This is a genomic window from Bradyrhizobium sp. SZCCHNRI2009, from assembly GCF_032485115.1.
GTDB lineage: Bacteria > Pseudomonadota > Alphaproteobacteria > Rhizobiales > Xanthobacteraceae > Bradyrhizobium.
Genome location: NZ_JAUEUH010000001.1, coordinates 165728 through 181622, shown reverse-complemented (window position 1 = coordinate 181622; position 15895 = coordinate 165728). Strand labels below are relative to the sequence as shown.

The following is a 15895-nucleotide window of genomic DNA, read 5'->3' as shown; positions in this document are numbered from 1 at the left end:
CATCATTGCTTCGATGCCGTGGAGGCGCGCCCGACCGTTGCATCGGCCGAGAGCGCATGTCTGTCGCAGCTGGGGTCCGCAGGCCGGCAGACGCTGTCGGGCGGCGCCGAAACACGAATGACGGCGATCCGTGACAGCGACGGTGCGCTTGCGCGGCTTCCGTCGTGCACCGTCACCCGCACGGCCGCAGGCAGCCTTTCTGCATCTTGCCACGATGGACTCCAGATCCGGTCTGTCCCCGCATAGGCAAACGACACCCGATACGGCGCCGTCAGCAGCACCACCAGATCACCGAAATCCCGGGCGGACGCACTGCCGGGCACGAATGCCGCGCGGGTGCGGGTCAACGCCGCGCGATCACCGCCGCCTTCGGTGATGCGGACCACGTCCAGTCCCCGGCCCCGATGCGGTCCGAGCGCCGTTCGGACGAGCGTGATCGACGTCTCCGATCCGTCGAACAGAACCGACTTGGCCTGCCCATCCGGCTTGATGAATTCGGAGGCCGCGATATCGGCGCCGATGCGATCGAGCGCCATGCTGATGGATTCGCTGCGCTGGATGCGATACAGGCCGCGATCCCAGTTCGGCAGCCACTGCGATGTGATCGCGAGCAGCGCGGAGATCAGCAGCCCCATCAAGACCATGGCGACGAGGACTTCCACGAGGGTGAAGCCAGCTTGAGTATCGTTGGTCCGCGTCGCCATCACTCGGCCCGCCTTCGAAACAGCCGGATGGTTTCCAGCTCCATGGTCGCGCCCGATGGCGATCGCACCTGGAGCACGATCTTCTTTGGGATCCACGCCGACGCGCTGTCCGGCGCGCCGCCATCGATTGCGAAAGGCTCTGCCTGCGCGCGCCAGAGATGTGCCGTCGACTCCCCGGACTGCGTCGGCGATGCCGGCGGCAGGCGGGACGGAAAGGCCAGCCACAGTGCGTTATAGGCCGCCTGTACCAGAGCGACATGCTGCTCCAGCTTCCTGCTGCCGCGCGCCGAGGACCCCATGAGCGCGCCGATCGCGACGAGCGACACCGCCATGATCGCGAGCGCGACCAACGTCTCGATCAGGGTAAATCCTGCCGTCGGCCTATCGGCTCGACAGACCAGTGCTCGGGACAATCTCGATCCCTCCTGTCAGCCAGTTGACGCGAATTTGGTAGCCCGCATCGAGATGGGTGAGCGTGATGACGCCGCCGCACGACATGCCCGATCCGAAGAAGCTGATGGTCTGGAATGCGGGCCGGTCGTCGCAACGACGCGGCAGCACCGTCTCGACCCGCACGTCGGTCGGCAAGCGAACGACCTGCCCATTCGCGCCCGAGCTGAGCGAGCGCGCCTGCGCGTCGATGCGAGTCACGACCTCCAAGCCTCGCCTGATCGCGGCGTTGCGATCGGCCTTCAGCAGCGCAGCAGCCTCGATCGCATAGGCCTCGAGTTGCGGCCGCGAGGTCTGCCGCGAGACGGCGGGAACCGCGACGGACGCCAGCAGCGCGACGATCGCAAGCACACAGACCATCTCGATCAGAGTGAAGCCGGCCTCGCAGCCGTCACGGCCGACCATCGCTATTTGGCGCCCATCGTGATCGACGAAGAGATGTCGGCGGCAATATCCACGCCGCCCTCCTGCCCGTCCGATCCGTACGACACGATTTCATAGGGCACATGCTGTCCGGGCGACCGGTAGACGTAGGCGTGATTCCAGGGATCGCTCGGGACATTTCCTCCCTTGAGATACGGACCCGCCCAGCCTGCGATGGTCGAGGCAGGCCGGACCAGCGCGGTCAGACCTTCCGACGAGGTCGGATAGCGCCCCGTGTCGAGATAGAACAGATCGAGCGCGCTCGAAAAACTCTGAATTTGAATCCGGGCGGTCTTGACGCGGGATTCGTTCAGGGATGTCAGCACACGCGGTCCGATCAGACCCATGATCATTCCGATGATGGCGATGACGACCAGCATCTCGACGAGCGTGAAGCCGCTCTGAGGGTCGTCGCGCGCAATGTTGGTCCGCCGCGCGGTACAGCTGATCCCTGACTGTTTCATGCGATGGTCCATCTTGTTCTACCCGACGAGTTGCGTCACCGACAGCAGCGCGGTCATCACCGAGACGATGAGACCGCCCACGACGGTGCTGATGAGAATGATCGCGGCCGGACCGACGATGCCCACGATGCGATCGAGACCGCGCTGCAGCTTCGCCTCGTAGAACTCGGCGATGCGGCCGGCGAGAACCGGCAGCTGTCCGGTCTCCTCGCCGATCCGGATCATCCGCGTGGCCATGGCCGGCAGAATGTTCGTCGCCGCCAGCGCTTCCGACAGCTTGCCGCCGTGACGAACGCGGTCGGCCGCGGCGTTCCACGCCGCGGCGCTGCCGGTGGCCGCCATGATGTCGACCAGGATGCGCAGCGTCGCCGTCAAGGTCAGCCCGCTGCCGAGCAGGATCGCGAGATTGCGGCAGAATACGCTCGTGCGATACGACCTGAACACGGTTGCGAGGCCCGGAAGCCGGCAGACCCGCGCGATCACGGCAGCGCGCACGCTTGCGCGGCCAAGGAGGAGGAGAGCCGCAGCAATCAGCGCGCTCGCCGACAGCGCGATCACCGCGCCGTTGCCACGGACGAAATCGGAGATGTCGAGAAACGTGTTGATGGCGGCGTCGGACCTGGCGCCGAAATCGCGCAGCACCGCCGAGAACTGCGGCAGCACGACGATGAAGAAGAACAGCATCACCAGAAGCGCGGCGATCAGGACGAACAGCGGGTACTGCATCGCGTCGCTGAGCTTGCGACGCATCGCCTCCGCGCGCGCCCGCTCGGCGCCGAGCACATCGAGCACATGATCGAGGGTGCCCGAGACCTCCCCGACCCGCACCAGCGCAACGTACATCGCGGGAAACTGCAAGGCATGATGCGTCAGCGCTTCGGCGAAACTTTCTCCAGCCAGGACGCTGGATCGCAACCGGCTGACGATCGGACGCAGCCGACCGATATCGGCATCGCCAGCGAGAAGCTCGAGCGAGTCCTCGAGGCGGGCTCCGGCCTTCAGCAACAGCGCCAGATCGCGCGTGAAGGTCGTGACATCGCCAGGCGTCGGACCGCCGAACAGCGCCAACGCGTCGCGGGCGAGGACGCTCGCGGCCCTTTCCTCGACCGTCTCGATCGGCAGCAGCCGCAGATACTCGATCCGGTCGATCACCTCCTTGGCGGTGGCAGCCGAGATCGTGCCGTGCACGACGTCGCCGTTCTCGGTCAGTGCACGATAGCGGAATTTGCTCACCGGCTCACCGTAACGTTGTGACGCGCAGGATTTCCGCGACCGACGTGGCGCCGGCCCGGCACTTCGCGATGCCATCGTCGAGCATCGTGGTCATGCCGTTCAGAATGGCGCCGCGGTCGATCACGGCCGCATCGGTCGTGCCCTGGATCAGTGACCGGATCTCCGGATTCAGCTCCAGAACCTCGAAGATGCCGAGCCGGCCGCGATAGCCGGTGCCGCCGCAGCGCTCGCAACCCGCCGGCTCGTAGACCGTCTCGCCGACGTCGAAGCCCACCGCGGCGTAGCGCGGGTCCGCGCAGAGATCGTCGGCGCTCAGCATCCGCTTCGACCTGCAGCGCTCGCACAGCCGGCGCACCAGCCGCTGGGCGATCACCGCGCGGAGCGTCGAGCGCAACAGAAAATCTTCGACGCCGAGATCGAGCAAACGCGGCACAGCAGCCGCGGCGTTCTCGGTATGCAGCGTGGTCAGCACGAGATGGCCGGTCAGCGCGGCATGGACCGCGACGTGGGCGGTCTCGCCGTCACGGACCTCTCCGACCATGATCACATCGGGATCTTGCCGCACGAAGGAGCGCAGGGCCGAGGCGAAGGTCAGCCCGATCGACGACTTGACCTGCGATTGGTTGATCCCCGGTATCTCATACTCGACCGGGTCCTCGATGGTGAGGATCTTGCGCGTGGGCTCGTTGAGGATCGACAGCGCGGTCGCGAGCGTGGTGGTCTTGCCGCTGCCGGTCGGCCCGCAGATCACGATCATGCCGTGCGGCAGCGCCAGCAGGCGGCGCAGCGATCGATCGTCGTGGGGAGAAAAGCCGAGCTTCTCGATCGCGAGCAGACCCCGATCCTTGGGAAGCAGCCGGATCACCGCCGACTCGCCATATTGCGTCGGCATCACGGCGACGCGCACGTCCAACTCGATGCGGCCGATGCGAAGCCGCGCAGCGCCATCCTGAGGCAGGCGCCGTTCCGCGATGTTCAACCCGGCGACGATCTTGATGCGCGAGATGACGGCTTGGGGCAGCACGCCGGACGGCTCAGGGAGCGGCTTCAGCAGGCCGTCGACACGCATCCGGACCGATAGCCCGCTCCGCATCGCCTCGACATGGATGTCGCTGGCGCGCAGCTCCACCGCCCGCTCGAACAGATCGTTGACCGCGCGTACCACCGGCGCTCCGGTGGCGAGGTCGCGCAAGCCCTCGATGTCGTCGTCGCGCAGCTGCGGCTCAGCCGTTTCGTTGCGCGCCGGTACTTCGTCCTCGCCGGCGAGCCGGTTCAGCGCGGTGGCAACATCCTCGGCGGAGGCGACCACCAGTTCGACTGCCGTGCCGAACACCAGCTCCGCGGCGCGTGCCGCTGCGGTGTCGCGGGGATCCGCCACCGCAAGACATGGTCCGTGCCCGGCGGATTGGAACGGGAAGACCATCGTCTCCCGCAGGAAGCGCCGTGAAAAATGTTCTGTGAGCGGTTTGGACGCCAGCAAATCGGACAGCGCGATCCGAGTCAATCCGAGTTGCCGCGCGATGTCGTCGGCGGACTCGGGACCTGCGGGATTGTTCGCCGTCGATGACCCCATCCCCGCGCTGTCCTGCGCCGCAGCGCCGACCCGTCCAGCGGCGAGCCGGACCGGCCCCCGGCCATCCCGCAGATCGTCGGCCAATCGTAGAGGAGGAGTCGAGCTCATGGCGCGTCCCGTGACGGATCGTTGTCGATCACCTCATTGCCGAGGTCCGGACTGTCGAACAGTTCGTTCTCGATACCAAAGATGACCCTTCTGCGGTCAGCTGATTAGAACAACTACAAATCCGCAATCGATGCGGTCGCGCGAACTCCGCCGGGCTGCATCGGCCGCCATTCGAGCGCGAGCCGTTGGCCGTCGGCGATCTGATCGGGCGACATCTTGAACGCGATGGCGTCCCGGATTCGCAAATAAGGTTCGCGCAGACGATTGGGCGCTGCGGCCGCTGCAAGATTGAGCCATTTGTAGGCCAGCACGAGGTCCTGGCAGACGCCATGCCCCTTGTCGTAGCTCAGACCCAAGAGGTGCTGCGCCGTCGGGTCGCCGCGCTCGGCGGCTCCGATATAGAGCTCGACCGCCGCCTCGTAGGACTGCGGGACGCCGAACCCGTTTTCATACATGTAGCCGAGCGCGGTCATGGCGGGCGGATGTCCACTCTGCGCCATCGGCGCCAACGCTGCGGCCGCCCTGACATACTCGCCGCGCGCCAGCGCGGCCCATGCGTCGCCGCGCGGCCGCGCGTCGGCCGCGACGATGCCGAAGGCGAGCGCCAGAACAGCGAAGGCCGTTGTCGCATGCCGCATCATCGATTGACCCGCGGTGTCTGAAGCGCACTTGTCGAGACAGGCCTGATCGTGCCGCGCAGCTTGGAGCGCAGCTCCTCGGCGACGTAATGGGCGTCGGTCCCGTCGCGGATGATCTGGGGGCGAATGAAGATGATCAGCTCGGTCCGCCCGCGGCTGCGGTCGTTGTTGCTGAAGAGGTCGCCGAGGCCCGGGATCTGGTCGATCCCCGGCACGCCGCTGCGGGTGCCCTGATGGGTTTCGCTGATGAGACCGGCCAGCAGCACGGTCTGGCCGCTGGCAACTGCCACCGAGCTCTTCACCTTGCGCTGGGCGACCGTCGGCGTGAGGCTGTTGACGGTCTGCGGCGAGACGTTGCTGATCTCCTGCTCGATCTCCAGCCGGACGTTGCCGTTCTCGTTGACCCGCGGTGCGACGCGCAGGATGATTCCGGTGTTGCGGTAGTCGATCGTGTTGACGACCGTGTTGTTGGTCGTCAGCACCGTGGCGCTGCCGGTCGAGACCGGCACCTGGTCGCCGACCTGCAATGTCGCCGCCTGGTTGTCGATCACCACCAGCGATGGGTTGGACAGCACCTTGACGTCGGTGACCGTATGCAGCGCGCTGAGGATCGCGCTCGGCTGGGATTCCGACCCGACCAGGAAATTGAACCCGGGAAAAGCGCGGCTGAGAAAGGCGTTGGTGATCGTTCCCGCGGCCGAGGCGACCGTTGCCGGCGCCGATGTCGAGGTGGTGTTGAGCACTGACCCCTGGTCGGGTCTCAGGCCGAGGTTTTTGCTGGTGAGATAGGCCTGCACGCCGTAGTTCAGCGAATCGTTGAGCGTGACTTCGGCGATCGTCGCGTCGATCGCGACCTGCAGCTGCGGACGATCGCACTGACGCAGGGTAGCTTCGATCAGCCGGTAGTTTTCCCTGTCGGCATAGATGAGAAGCGTGTTGTTGACGACGTCGGGCGTGATCCGCACGCCCTCCATGAGCGGCTTGCCGCCCGAACCCGATGCGCGCGATTCCGATCCCGTATCAAGGCCGGCCTGGGTCGGCGGCGGCGCCCCGCCGAAGCCGCGGTTGGCGACCAGGCCGGCGTTGCCCTGCTGCTGGCTCGCGAAGCCGCCCGACTGGGCCGTCGTGCCGGCGGCCGAGAGCCGTTCGCTGCTCGAGCTCGACGATGCTCCGGACCCGGGAGCGAGATCAGTCGACGATCCCTCGGCCGCGCTGCCCGCGTTTCCGGTGAACATGTCGTTCAGCACCCGCGCCATCTGGCGCGCCTCGCCATACTTGACACGGTAGACATGGACGCTGTTGCGCAGCGTGTTGCCGGCATCGAGCCGCTTGATCCAGGTCTCCGCCGTATGCAGCAGCGCCGGCTTGCGGCTGATGACCATGACGGCGTTCATCCGGCTGACGGTCTGGAACTTGACCATGTTCTGGCCGAGCCCGCTGTCGCCGGTGTCCATGATCTTCTCGAGCTCGGCGACGATCGGCTCGGGATTGCCATTGACGATGGGAAAGATCCCGACCGACTGTCCGCGCATCCAGTCCGCATCGAAGCTCAGCGCGGCATCGATCGCTGTGCGTCGCTCGGCGCCCGTCCCCTGGATCAGCAGCAGGTTGCGGCCGGGATCGGCGCGCACCGTGCCGGGCTTGAGTGCAAAGCTGTCGAGCAGCTTTAGCAGTGTCGGGGCGGAGACATATTGCAGCGGCAGCACGGAGATGCCGTAACCGGGCTCTGCCGAGCCTCCGGCGGGATCGACGTTGCCGGCACCCACTGCGTCGCCGAGTGGAATCAGCCGGTATCCGGAGTTGTCGCGAACCAGCGCCGTCCCCGAGAGCCGGAGCGCGTTCTCGAGCACGTAGGCAACGTCCGATTTCGGGACCGGGCGCACCGAGGACAGGCTGACCGTTCCCTGGATCCTTGGATCGATGGTGTAGCCGACGCCGAGAACGTCGCCGAGCACCACCTTGGCCACCGTCGCGATCGGCGTATTCTCGAAGTTCAGCTCGAACCCGTTGCCAACCGGCTGCGAATGCGCGGCCACCTGCTGGATCGGAAGCGAGCCCGCGGCCGGCGCTTCCGCTCGCGCGTCCCTGGCATCTCGTGCATCGTCGTTGCCGCCATAGATCTCGGCACGGGCGCGCCGCGCCGCCGGCGACTGCTCCGGCATGGCCTGCCTGGGATAGCGCGGCGAAAGGTCGATCCGGCCGACCTTGTCAAGCACGTCATCGCCGCGGCTATCGCTGCCGAGCGTCGCCGGGTTGCAGCCCGCCAACGCGATCGACATCGTGAGCAACGTTGCGAGCGTGCGGCATCGCAGCCAAGCTGCGCTCAAATCAGCAATCTCAACCACTCGCCCGCCCACCCGATCTGCCGAGTCCGTTCTACGTTTCGAGGCACACCCGGGCGGAGAGCGGTCGCGCTCCGCCCGGGTGCTCCAACCTGTGTCTTGCGAGGAGACGCCGCTGCCGGCAGGCCGCGGCCCCTGCTCGCGTCGGTCGGCTACCAGAGCCAGCCGACGCCCGCGAGAACCCGGTCGGACATCGCCCCCGCCGCGCTGTGATCGATCACCTTGGTGTAGTTCAGCTTGTAAACCAGGCTGGGATTCGGAAACACGGCAAGGCCGACGTCGTGGAACGTCATGTCACCGCTGCCCGTGATGTTGTTCAGGCCGTTGGTGAGATCGGAGCCGAGCATGCCCGACGTCTGGAAGTTCTGTCGGGTATAGCGATAGAACGGCACGATGTCGTAGTCGTTGGGCGCCCTGAAGTGGTAGGCGATCTCGCCGGAGTAGCCCCACATGTTCTTGCCGACGTTGTTGTCGTCGACGAGATCATTGTTGGCGCGGAGGTTCTCCGGATTGGAGAAGTTTACGTGGGCATATTCAGCCCGCAGCTCCAGCCCGGTGTTCGGAACGCGATAGCGGGCCTCGGTATTGAAGATCGTCATCGCGTTCTTGCCGAGGGGCACCTCGCTGCCGTCCGGCAGCGTCGCATAGGCGCCCCGCGGCGTGACGTTCGGCGAATAATAGATCGCCGAGCTTCCGGCAAAGCCGGGAAGGAACGACGGCGTGTAGCTCAGCCGCAGTGTATAGGCGAGCTGGTTGCTCAGCTGCCGGAAATCGCCGATCGGCGCTCGCGAGAGCGCGAGCGCTTCCGAGCCGTTGATGCCGCCTTCATAGCCGCCCGGATTGATATGACCATTGTCGCCGCGATGATCGAATCCGTCGCCGAAATCCTCCGCGCTCTGGCTGATCTGGAACTGATAGTTCAAGCCGTCGATGATCTTGCCGTGAAACCCTGCCGATGGCGCGTACCATGTCGTCGGGATCAGGCCGTTGGCAAGCTCCGGCCGCTGCACGCTGTAGAACAGCGTCGGCTCGTGATACAGGTTGGTGAAGGAGATCGGGATAAGATCGATACCCGGCGAACGCAGGGTGAAGTGGTCGTTGAACTTGACGTCGAAGAAGGCCTGCTCGACCTCGACCGCACCATGCAGCTTGTCGTCGTTATCGAATGCGGTGCCGCCATGTTCCCATTCCAGCTCCGCGTTGAAGGTGATGGAGTCATTGACCTGATAGGTTGGCAGCAAGACAAGGCGGGCCATGTCGAAGCCGTTCTGCCACTGACCGTTCGCTGCGGGATTTTGCACCGAACCGAGCTTGATCTCGCCGTACATGCCGATCTTCATGCCGGGGACCGGCGACGGCGCGGCGCCGAACAGGTCTCTGCTGGGCTGCGGCGCAGGTGCTTTTAGATCTGCTGCCGGCAGGAATCGCGGCTTGGAATCCGAATCGGCGAACGCAGCCGCCAGCCGTGATGCCGGGGATGGCGATGGTCCGGCATCAGCCCCCTTCGACCCACTGTCCCTGACGTCCTTCGAGTCGGCGAGCGCCATGGCGTTGCCGACCGGCTGGCTGGACGCAGTCTGCGCGTTGTCGGAGGCTTTCGCACCTCCGGCACGCGCGTCCTTGGCGCCGATCAGAGGCATCGGGTCGGCCGGGCGGCGAGATGCGAGTGATGCGGACTGTCCGACGCTGGTCGTCTTCTTTGCCTTGGCGTCCTTGAGCTCGACTTGAAGACTGTTGATGCGCTGCTCCATGGACTCGAGCTTCGCCATCAGCGCTTTGACGGCTGCCCCGTCCGTGGACCGCGCCGAGCCGGCGTCGGCCGCCTGGGCTGCTGCGGCGTTCAACGCCAATGTCGATACGGCGGCAAGCAGAGATGGCAGGAGTCGGTCGCGGCCGCGAAGCGGGCCGCCGCCTTTGCCAATACTCAAAGCGCCGTCGTGTGAAGACGCGGAGCAATCTGCGCGCCTTCCGCTGCAGCTAATCAAGACCATCAGTCAAACCTCCCCATGATGATGCGCGGACGTGCATCCCCTTCGCCCGCGCCGCCGTGAGCACAGAATTCGTGCGCGACTGCGAGCCATTCGCGCTAGAAGCCCGCGATGTCGATACTTGGGCTCGTCGGAGATGCTCGCGTGTCAGCACTTGGGCGGCGCTCGTTGCGCGGCAGAGGCGCGGCTGGCCGACCAATCGCTTGGACGCCAGCCGAGATCTGGCTAAGTGTTTTCAGTCATTGATAATTGCTGCTGGGTTCATGTCCGGCGTGCGGAGCGTCGAGCGGCGCAGCGTAGAGCTGCATTCATGCCTTTGCATCGCGAAGTAATAAGCGACGTCACACTTCGCCAACGACGGCCCTACTCCGAAAGAAATTGCGTTCGTGCGATGGCGCAGCTCGGACGAAGCAATGGAATCCAACGAAAAGCCGCAAGCGGACGCGACTGAGATTGCGGCAAGACGCCGCACGCTTCTCTCGTAGAGATGTCGCATCTACGCACGCGAATACCAGTCCCTTCCGATCAAGGCAGTCAAACCGGAAAGGCGCTCGGCTTCTTTAAAGAGATTCTAAACCGGTTACGCGAACCGACAGCGGTGGTTCTCGAAATGATAACAAATCAGTTGGCGCAGTTTTCAGGGTCGACGACACGCCCGGACTCGCTCCCATCATTACGCCGCATTGCGTGACGCTATTATTCGCCAGTTAGTGTGGTCTATCTGACGTTGGCTTCAGTATTCCCTCGAATGCCATCGACGAAGACGGCGCCTGACCACATCAGGATCGTGAATAGTCAGATACGTCCATCTTCTTCGACGCGCGTGACGGAATTTTCTGCAAAGCGGGACGGACGTCAGGACGGGAGTTGAGGGTGAACCGATTGCTTCGCTTGGTCGCCGCTATCATCGGAGAGGCACTATGAACGCTGTCCATCGGTTGGAGCCGGCGGCTGGACCGTTGCAGAATGTTCTTGGGTATCTCACCGAGATGATCCTGCGCAATGCACGTGCGGTCGCGCGCCTGTCTGACCATCGGCTTGCGGGCGGACAATGCTTCGTGTTTCATCAGCATGAGCTGGAGAAGCTGCCCGGCATTACCTACAACACGTTCGACGCTGATGGGCCCGTGTGGCTCTCCATCGAACGCCTGGTCGCCACCGATCCTCCCGCCGTCGAGTACGACTTGGCAATGTGGATTGACGTGTCCGCTGATCCGGACCGTCGCCCGCTGGTTCGGCAACGCGTGACGATCACGGTGCACGCGGCGGAAAAAGACCGGCTGATCGCGGCCGGTCACGCACGCGGCGAGCACTGCTCGCCGGCGAACGGCCCGGGGGTGGCCGCCGGGCTCTGGAACGTGCGATTGCATCTTGAGCAACGCCCGGACATCGTCGAGCGTCTGGACCGCTATCTCGCCGGCTCGTGGACAAATTGGGCCGCGGCCGAGCGGCTACGCCGCAAGACCATCGCGGTTCACCAGCGATTGCGCGAGATGGCTCGCGTGGCGGGAGCCGGAGGCAACGATGGCAGCTGCGAAATCGTGTGGGGCATTGGCGTGTCACGCTGGCGGCAACAAGGCCGCGAGCTGGATCTTCCGCTGCTCGAACGCCTGGTCGAGATCGAGGTCCTCGATGGCTCCGACACCGAAATCAGAATCCGGCCCCGCATGGTCGGCGCGACGGTCAATCTCAAGGCGTTCGAACCGCTGACATCAGCGGCCGGATTGGCGGGGCAAACGGCCGAGCAGTTGCTCGAGACGATCGAGCGCGGCAACGAGCTTTCGCCATTCCAGCCCGCCAGCTTCGAGCCGGTTCTCAGCGCCATCGGCTCACAGCTCGACCCGCATGGGATCTACTGTCCCACCATGCCCGACTCCGCGTTGCTGCTTCCCGAGGAGGACGAGCAACTGGTCGTCTCCGATCGCTGGGTGATCTTTGCGCGGCCGCGCTCGGACGCACTGCTGTTGCGCGACATCGAGCGGCTGAAGCGAGCGATCGAATACGCGCCCGGCGACGCTTGCTGCCTGGCCGCAACGTTTCGCCTTCTGCTTGGCGCGCCGGACCACGAAGCCCATGACGGCGCGCGCCGTCGTCTATCCGGCGTGATCGGTGACCCGATCGACGTCGGGCCGGATGCGCAGATCGCGGCGGATCACGGCGACCTGTTCTTTCCGCTGCCGACGGACTCCGACCAGATGGAGGTCGTGCGACAGCTCCGGCGATCGGACGGACTTGTCGTGCAAGGCGCGCGCGGGTCCGAGCGCACGTCCACCCTCGTCAACCTGGTTTGCCATCACCTCGCAATGGGCCTGCGCGTTCTCGTCGTCTCACGCAACGAGGCTGCACTCGGACTGTTGTCCGAGAATCTGCCGCGCGCCGTCCGTGATCTGACCGTCGATCTGACCGGCTCCGACAAGGACGTCTTGAAGCATGCGGAGACAGTCGTCAGCCGGCTGCTGTCGATCCTCAGGACCACGAACCCGCGCGCGCAGGCGGAACAGGTCAATCGGCTGGAGCGCGACATCATCGCGACCAGCGTCGAGATATCGCGTCTCGATGACGCGTTCGCAGACATCGCCAGCCGCAGCATGCTGCGGTCATCCGGTGTCCCCGACCTGCCGTTCGACGCGTTGACCACGCTGATCGCCGACCGCGACGCCTATGCCTGGTTCACCGATCAGCCGTCACGATTCGTGAGTGAGAGCGACCTTCTGGTTGCGGCAGTCGAGCAGGCCCGTGAGGCGCGTTTTCGGCTGGGTACCGATCTCGAATATGTCGACGACGCGCTCCCGGAAATCGCGGCCCTGCCGGACGCCGTGACCGTGAGACGTTTGCACGAAGACCTGCAGCCGGCACGGATCGACGGCGAAAGCCATGACAGCCGGCTTGCCTGCCAGATCATCGCGGAGCTCGGGCCGGACGGAGCGGACTTGCTCGCCGGCGACCTCGACGCGCTCGCGGCGGCCCACCGGGTCATTGCCGACGAGCCCTGGCTCGCAGCGCTGTCGCCGGTCGGCCGCAAGGCCGATGCAATGTCGGTTGACGGCAGCATCCTCGTCGATTTTGCCCGCGATGCGTCGTCCCTGCTGTCGCAACGTGCCGGCTTCCTGGTTCGGCCGGTGGAAACGCCGGCGGACGCCTTCGCCAGCCAGGAACTGCTCACGATTGTCGAACGGCTGTCGGCCGGAGCAAGGCCGTTCGCGACATTCTCCCTGTCCGGCCGTGCGTTGAAGCAGACCGTGGAGGCGATCAGGGTGGCTGGCTTCGCGCCGAAAGGCGCGGCCGACTGGGGCCATGTTCGCGACTATCTGACCTGGCGTCGTCACCTGCATTCGCTCGACGCCAGATGGCGATCGCTGGCGGCCGAAATCGGTGCGCCTGCGCCCGAGCCGGACTCCTCTCACACGTTCCACGGTCACGAGCGCGTCGTCAAAAGCGTCGAGGCCGCGATCGTGCTGGCGGCGCTGGCGAAGCGCAATGTTCTCACCGCCGCACCGAAGCTGTCGATGCCGGACGACGCGATCGCCGGATTGCTCGGTGACGGCCGACGACTTTCTGCGCTGGCAGCTGCGGTGAGGAGCATGGCTCTCCGCATCGGCAAGCAGCGGCTGGAGCTCACCCGGCTGAACGGGCTGTTTGGCGGCAGCGGCAAGCTCGCAACGCAGGCTCATGCCGACGTGCTCTCGCAGATCGGCTGCGATGGTGTCGACCCGCGCGACATCGAGGCGCGCTGGAGCACCCTTCGCACCCGGCTGCAGTCGCTGCACGACCGGCGCCAGGATCTCGAGCTGCTCGACGAGGTCTGCCGAGCGATCACCGAGGCCGGAGCGGACGCCTTCGCCCGGCGGATCAGGACCGAGCCGGCACATCCGCAGACCGGGGATCCGGTGCTCGTTGCAGATTGGATGATGGCCTGGAATTGGGCGGTGCTGATGCGGCAGACCGAAGGCATCGGTCAGCATCAGCGTTTGCAGGACCTGTCCGACCAGCGCGCGGCGCTGGAGATGCAGTTGCGCGAGCTGTTCGGCCAGGTCGTCGTGGCACGGATGCATCTCGGCCTGGCACAGAACACCGGCAGCGCCATGAGGCAGGCGCTCACCGTGTTCATGACCACGCTGAGAAAGATGGCAGCGACCTGTTCCGGCCCCACCGCATGCCGGTTGCGTCAGGCTGCACGCGAGGCACTCGAGAGCTGCTGCGAAGGCATCCCATGCCAGCTCGTGCCAGCATGGCGCGTGGCCGAGCAGCTACCGGCCCGGCTCGGCGCATTTGATCTCGTCGTCATCGACGATGCCTCGCAATCCGATCTCCGCGAACTCACTGCGATGCTCCGAGCCCGCAAGGTCGTCGTCATCGAGGACGATCGGCAGACCGGCGAGCGCGTCGCGCAAGGTGAGCACGACATCGAAACCATCGCACGCAGCATCCTGCGCAGCGGTCCGGCTGCCATGCGCCAGTTCCTGCTGCCGGGCGCAGCGCTCTGCGATTTCGTCAAGATGCTGTTTCCCGACCGGATGATCAGACTTCGGGAGCACGCTCGCCGGGTCGATCCGGTCGCGCTTGCAGCCGTCGGCTCACAGCAGCCATCGGCACAGCCGGCGACCAGCCCGCATCCGGCTGCCGCGCGGCTCACTGGCGCGGCGGAGGATCACCCGGCATCCGTGCGATCCGTAACGCGCCGCGCCTATTCGCTGGAAGACGAGATCGCCACGGTGGCCGAAAGCCTGTCGCTGGCGCGGCTCTCGGAGCAACGCGCTGAGCCGGCCATCTCGATCGAGAGTCCGGTGCCGGATTGGCTGGGCAACCGCGCCGGCGCCGGCATCGGGGCGCGTCCAACGCGGCGCCGCGGGCATGAGGTCGCGACCGATGAAGCGCGTGCCGCCTCGTCGTCTGATACGCCCGCCTCTGCGCCGCCCGCGTCCGTCGCGCCCGCAGCGCCGGTCGAGATCGAGGAGAATCAGCCGTCCGCGGCCGATCGGCTCGCGGAGGCTGCGAGGTCGCCGGCCGACGATGCCACCATCGCGCGGGTGGCCGTGCTCGCCCGCCCGGCGGAACTGTCCGAGACGACGACGCGCGGCCAAGCCGAGTCGGAGCGCGACGCCGTGCATATCGATCATCGCGCGCTGTCGCCGGGTCGGCGTCCGCGGCCTGATCATGGAGCGAGGCGTCCACACCGCTCGCTCCGCCGGCACATGATGGCCGCTGCCGCCGGCTTGGCGGTCGCGGTGGTTGGCGCATCGATCTACTGGCAGCCGGCGGCGAGCCGGATCACGACGTCCTTGCAAACCGTTTTGAACCGACTCCCGGTGTCCTGGAATGCCGCCTCGCCGGCCGCCGCCGAGCCGCGCAAGGTCATCGCGGATCGGATAACGCCTGACGCCAGGGGCGGTGCTGGCGGCGATGCGATCACCACGGGGAGCGCGACCGAGACGATGGTGTCACACGCCGTGCTGTACCAGGAGGATCCGCAGGATCCGCACGGCAAGCGCTATCTCGGGAAAGTCACCTGGCATGTCGAGCCTGCGGCAGGAGCGGTGCCAGCCTCGATCAAAGGCGATGTCGAGATCGACAAGAGGATGACGGCGACGTTGTCGCTGCGTCCAAACAAGGAAGCCGAAATGCCGGCGAGCCACATCATGGAGATCAAGTTCAACTGGCCGGACGACCCGTCTCACGCCGGGGTGGAGACCTTGAAGGGCGTCAGCATGAAGCCCAAGGAAGCGGGTCGCGGGACCCCGTTGACCACCATGACCGCCAAGGTGACGCCGGAGTTCTTCATGATCGCGCTGTCGGCAGGGGATGTCGACATGAAGCGGAACGTGTTGCTGCTCAAGGGCAAGGACTGGATCGACATCCCGATCGTCTACAATGGCGGCAGCCGGGCGGTGCTGGCGATCGAGAAGGGAGCGGACGGTGAGCGCGCGTTCAAGGATGCGTTTGCCGCCTGGGGCCAATGACCCGGCGGCAAGGCC

At 65.8% G+C, this 15895-nt stretch carries 10 protein-coding genes; 1 reads left to right on the top strand and 9 read right to left on the bottom strand.

Features of this window, described 5'->3' with window-relative positions; genetic code table 11:
* Positions 1–2 precede the first annotated feature (2 nt).
* The 9 genes from QX041_RS00865 to QX041_RS00825 all read right to left on the bottom strand — a co-directional run bounded on the left by QX041_RS00865 (position 3) and on the right by QX041_RS00825 (position 9926).
* Positions 3–704 carry a prepilin-type N-terminal cleavage/methylation domain-containing protein gene (locus QX041_RS00865; protein WP_316164290.1) on the bottom strand — a complete coding sequence of 234 codons (702 nt, stop codon included), beginning with the start codon at positions 702–704 and terminating at the stop codon, positions 3–5.
* Entirely contained in the window at positions 704–1117 is a 414-nt protein-coding gene (locus QX041_RS00860) for a type II secretion system protein (protein WP_316164289.1), read from the bottom strand. The genes QX041_RS00865 and QX041_RS00860 overlap by 1 nt, the downstream gene beginning before the upstream one ends.
* Entirely contained in the window at positions 1086–1559 is a 474-nt protein-coding gene (locus QX041_RS00855; protein WP_316164288.1) for a prepilin-type N-terminal cleavage/methylation domain-containing protein, read from the bottom strand. The genes QX041_RS00860 and QX041_RS00855 overlap by 32 nt, the downstream gene beginning before the upstream one ends.
* A 2-nt stretch (positions 1560–1561) precedes the next feature.
* The gene (gene gspG, locus QX041_RS00850) at positions 1562–2041 is read right to left on the bottom strand and encodes a type II secretion system major pseudopilin GspG (RefSeq protein ID WP_316164287.1); all 480 of its coding nucleotides are present in this window, start codon (positions 2039–2041) and stop codon (positions 1562–1564) included.
* Positions 2042–2059: 18 nt separating this feature from the next.
* A complete protein-coding gene (locus tag QX041_RS00845) occupies positions 2060–3274 on the bottom strand; it encodes a type II secretion system F family protein (protein WP_316164286.1) in 1215 nt (404 codons plus the stop codon).
* A 4-nt stretch (positions 3275–3278) separates the two neighbouring features.
* Entirely contained in the window at positions 3279–4955 is a 1677-nt protein-coding gene (locus QX041_RS00840; RefSeq protein WP_316164285.1) for a GspE/PulE family protein, read from the bottom strand.
* Positions 4956–5068: 113 nt separating this feature from the next.
* Positions 5069–5596: a tetratricopeptide repeat protein gene (locus QX041_RS00835; protein WP_316164284.1), complete on the bottom strand. Its 528-nt coding sequence runs from the start codon at positions 5594–5596 to the stop codon at positions 5069–5071.
* Positions 5593–7950, bottom strand: coding sequence for a type II secretion system secretin GspD (gspD, locus tag QX041_RS00830; RefSeq protein WP_316164283.1), 2358 nt, complete (start codon positions 7948–7950; stop codon positions 5593–5595). The genes QX041_RS00835 and gspD overlap by 4 nt, the downstream gene beginning before the upstream one ends.
* 137 nt (positions 7951–8087) lie before the next feature.
* Positions 8088–9926 (bottom strand): porin, encoded by a 1839-nt coding sequence (locus QX041_RS00825; RefSeq protein ID WP_316164282.1) that lies wholly within the window; start codon positions 9924–9926, stop codon positions 8088–8090.
* Between the two features lie 917 nt (positions 9927–10843).
* Here QX041_RS00825 and QX041_RS00820 point away from each other — a divergent pair.
* Positions 10844–15880, top strand: coding sequence for a helicase (locus QX041_RS00820; protein WP_316164281.1), 5037 nt, complete (start codon positions 10844–10846; stop codon positions 15878–15880).
* The last annotated feature ends 15 nt before the right edge of the window (positions 15881–15895 follow it).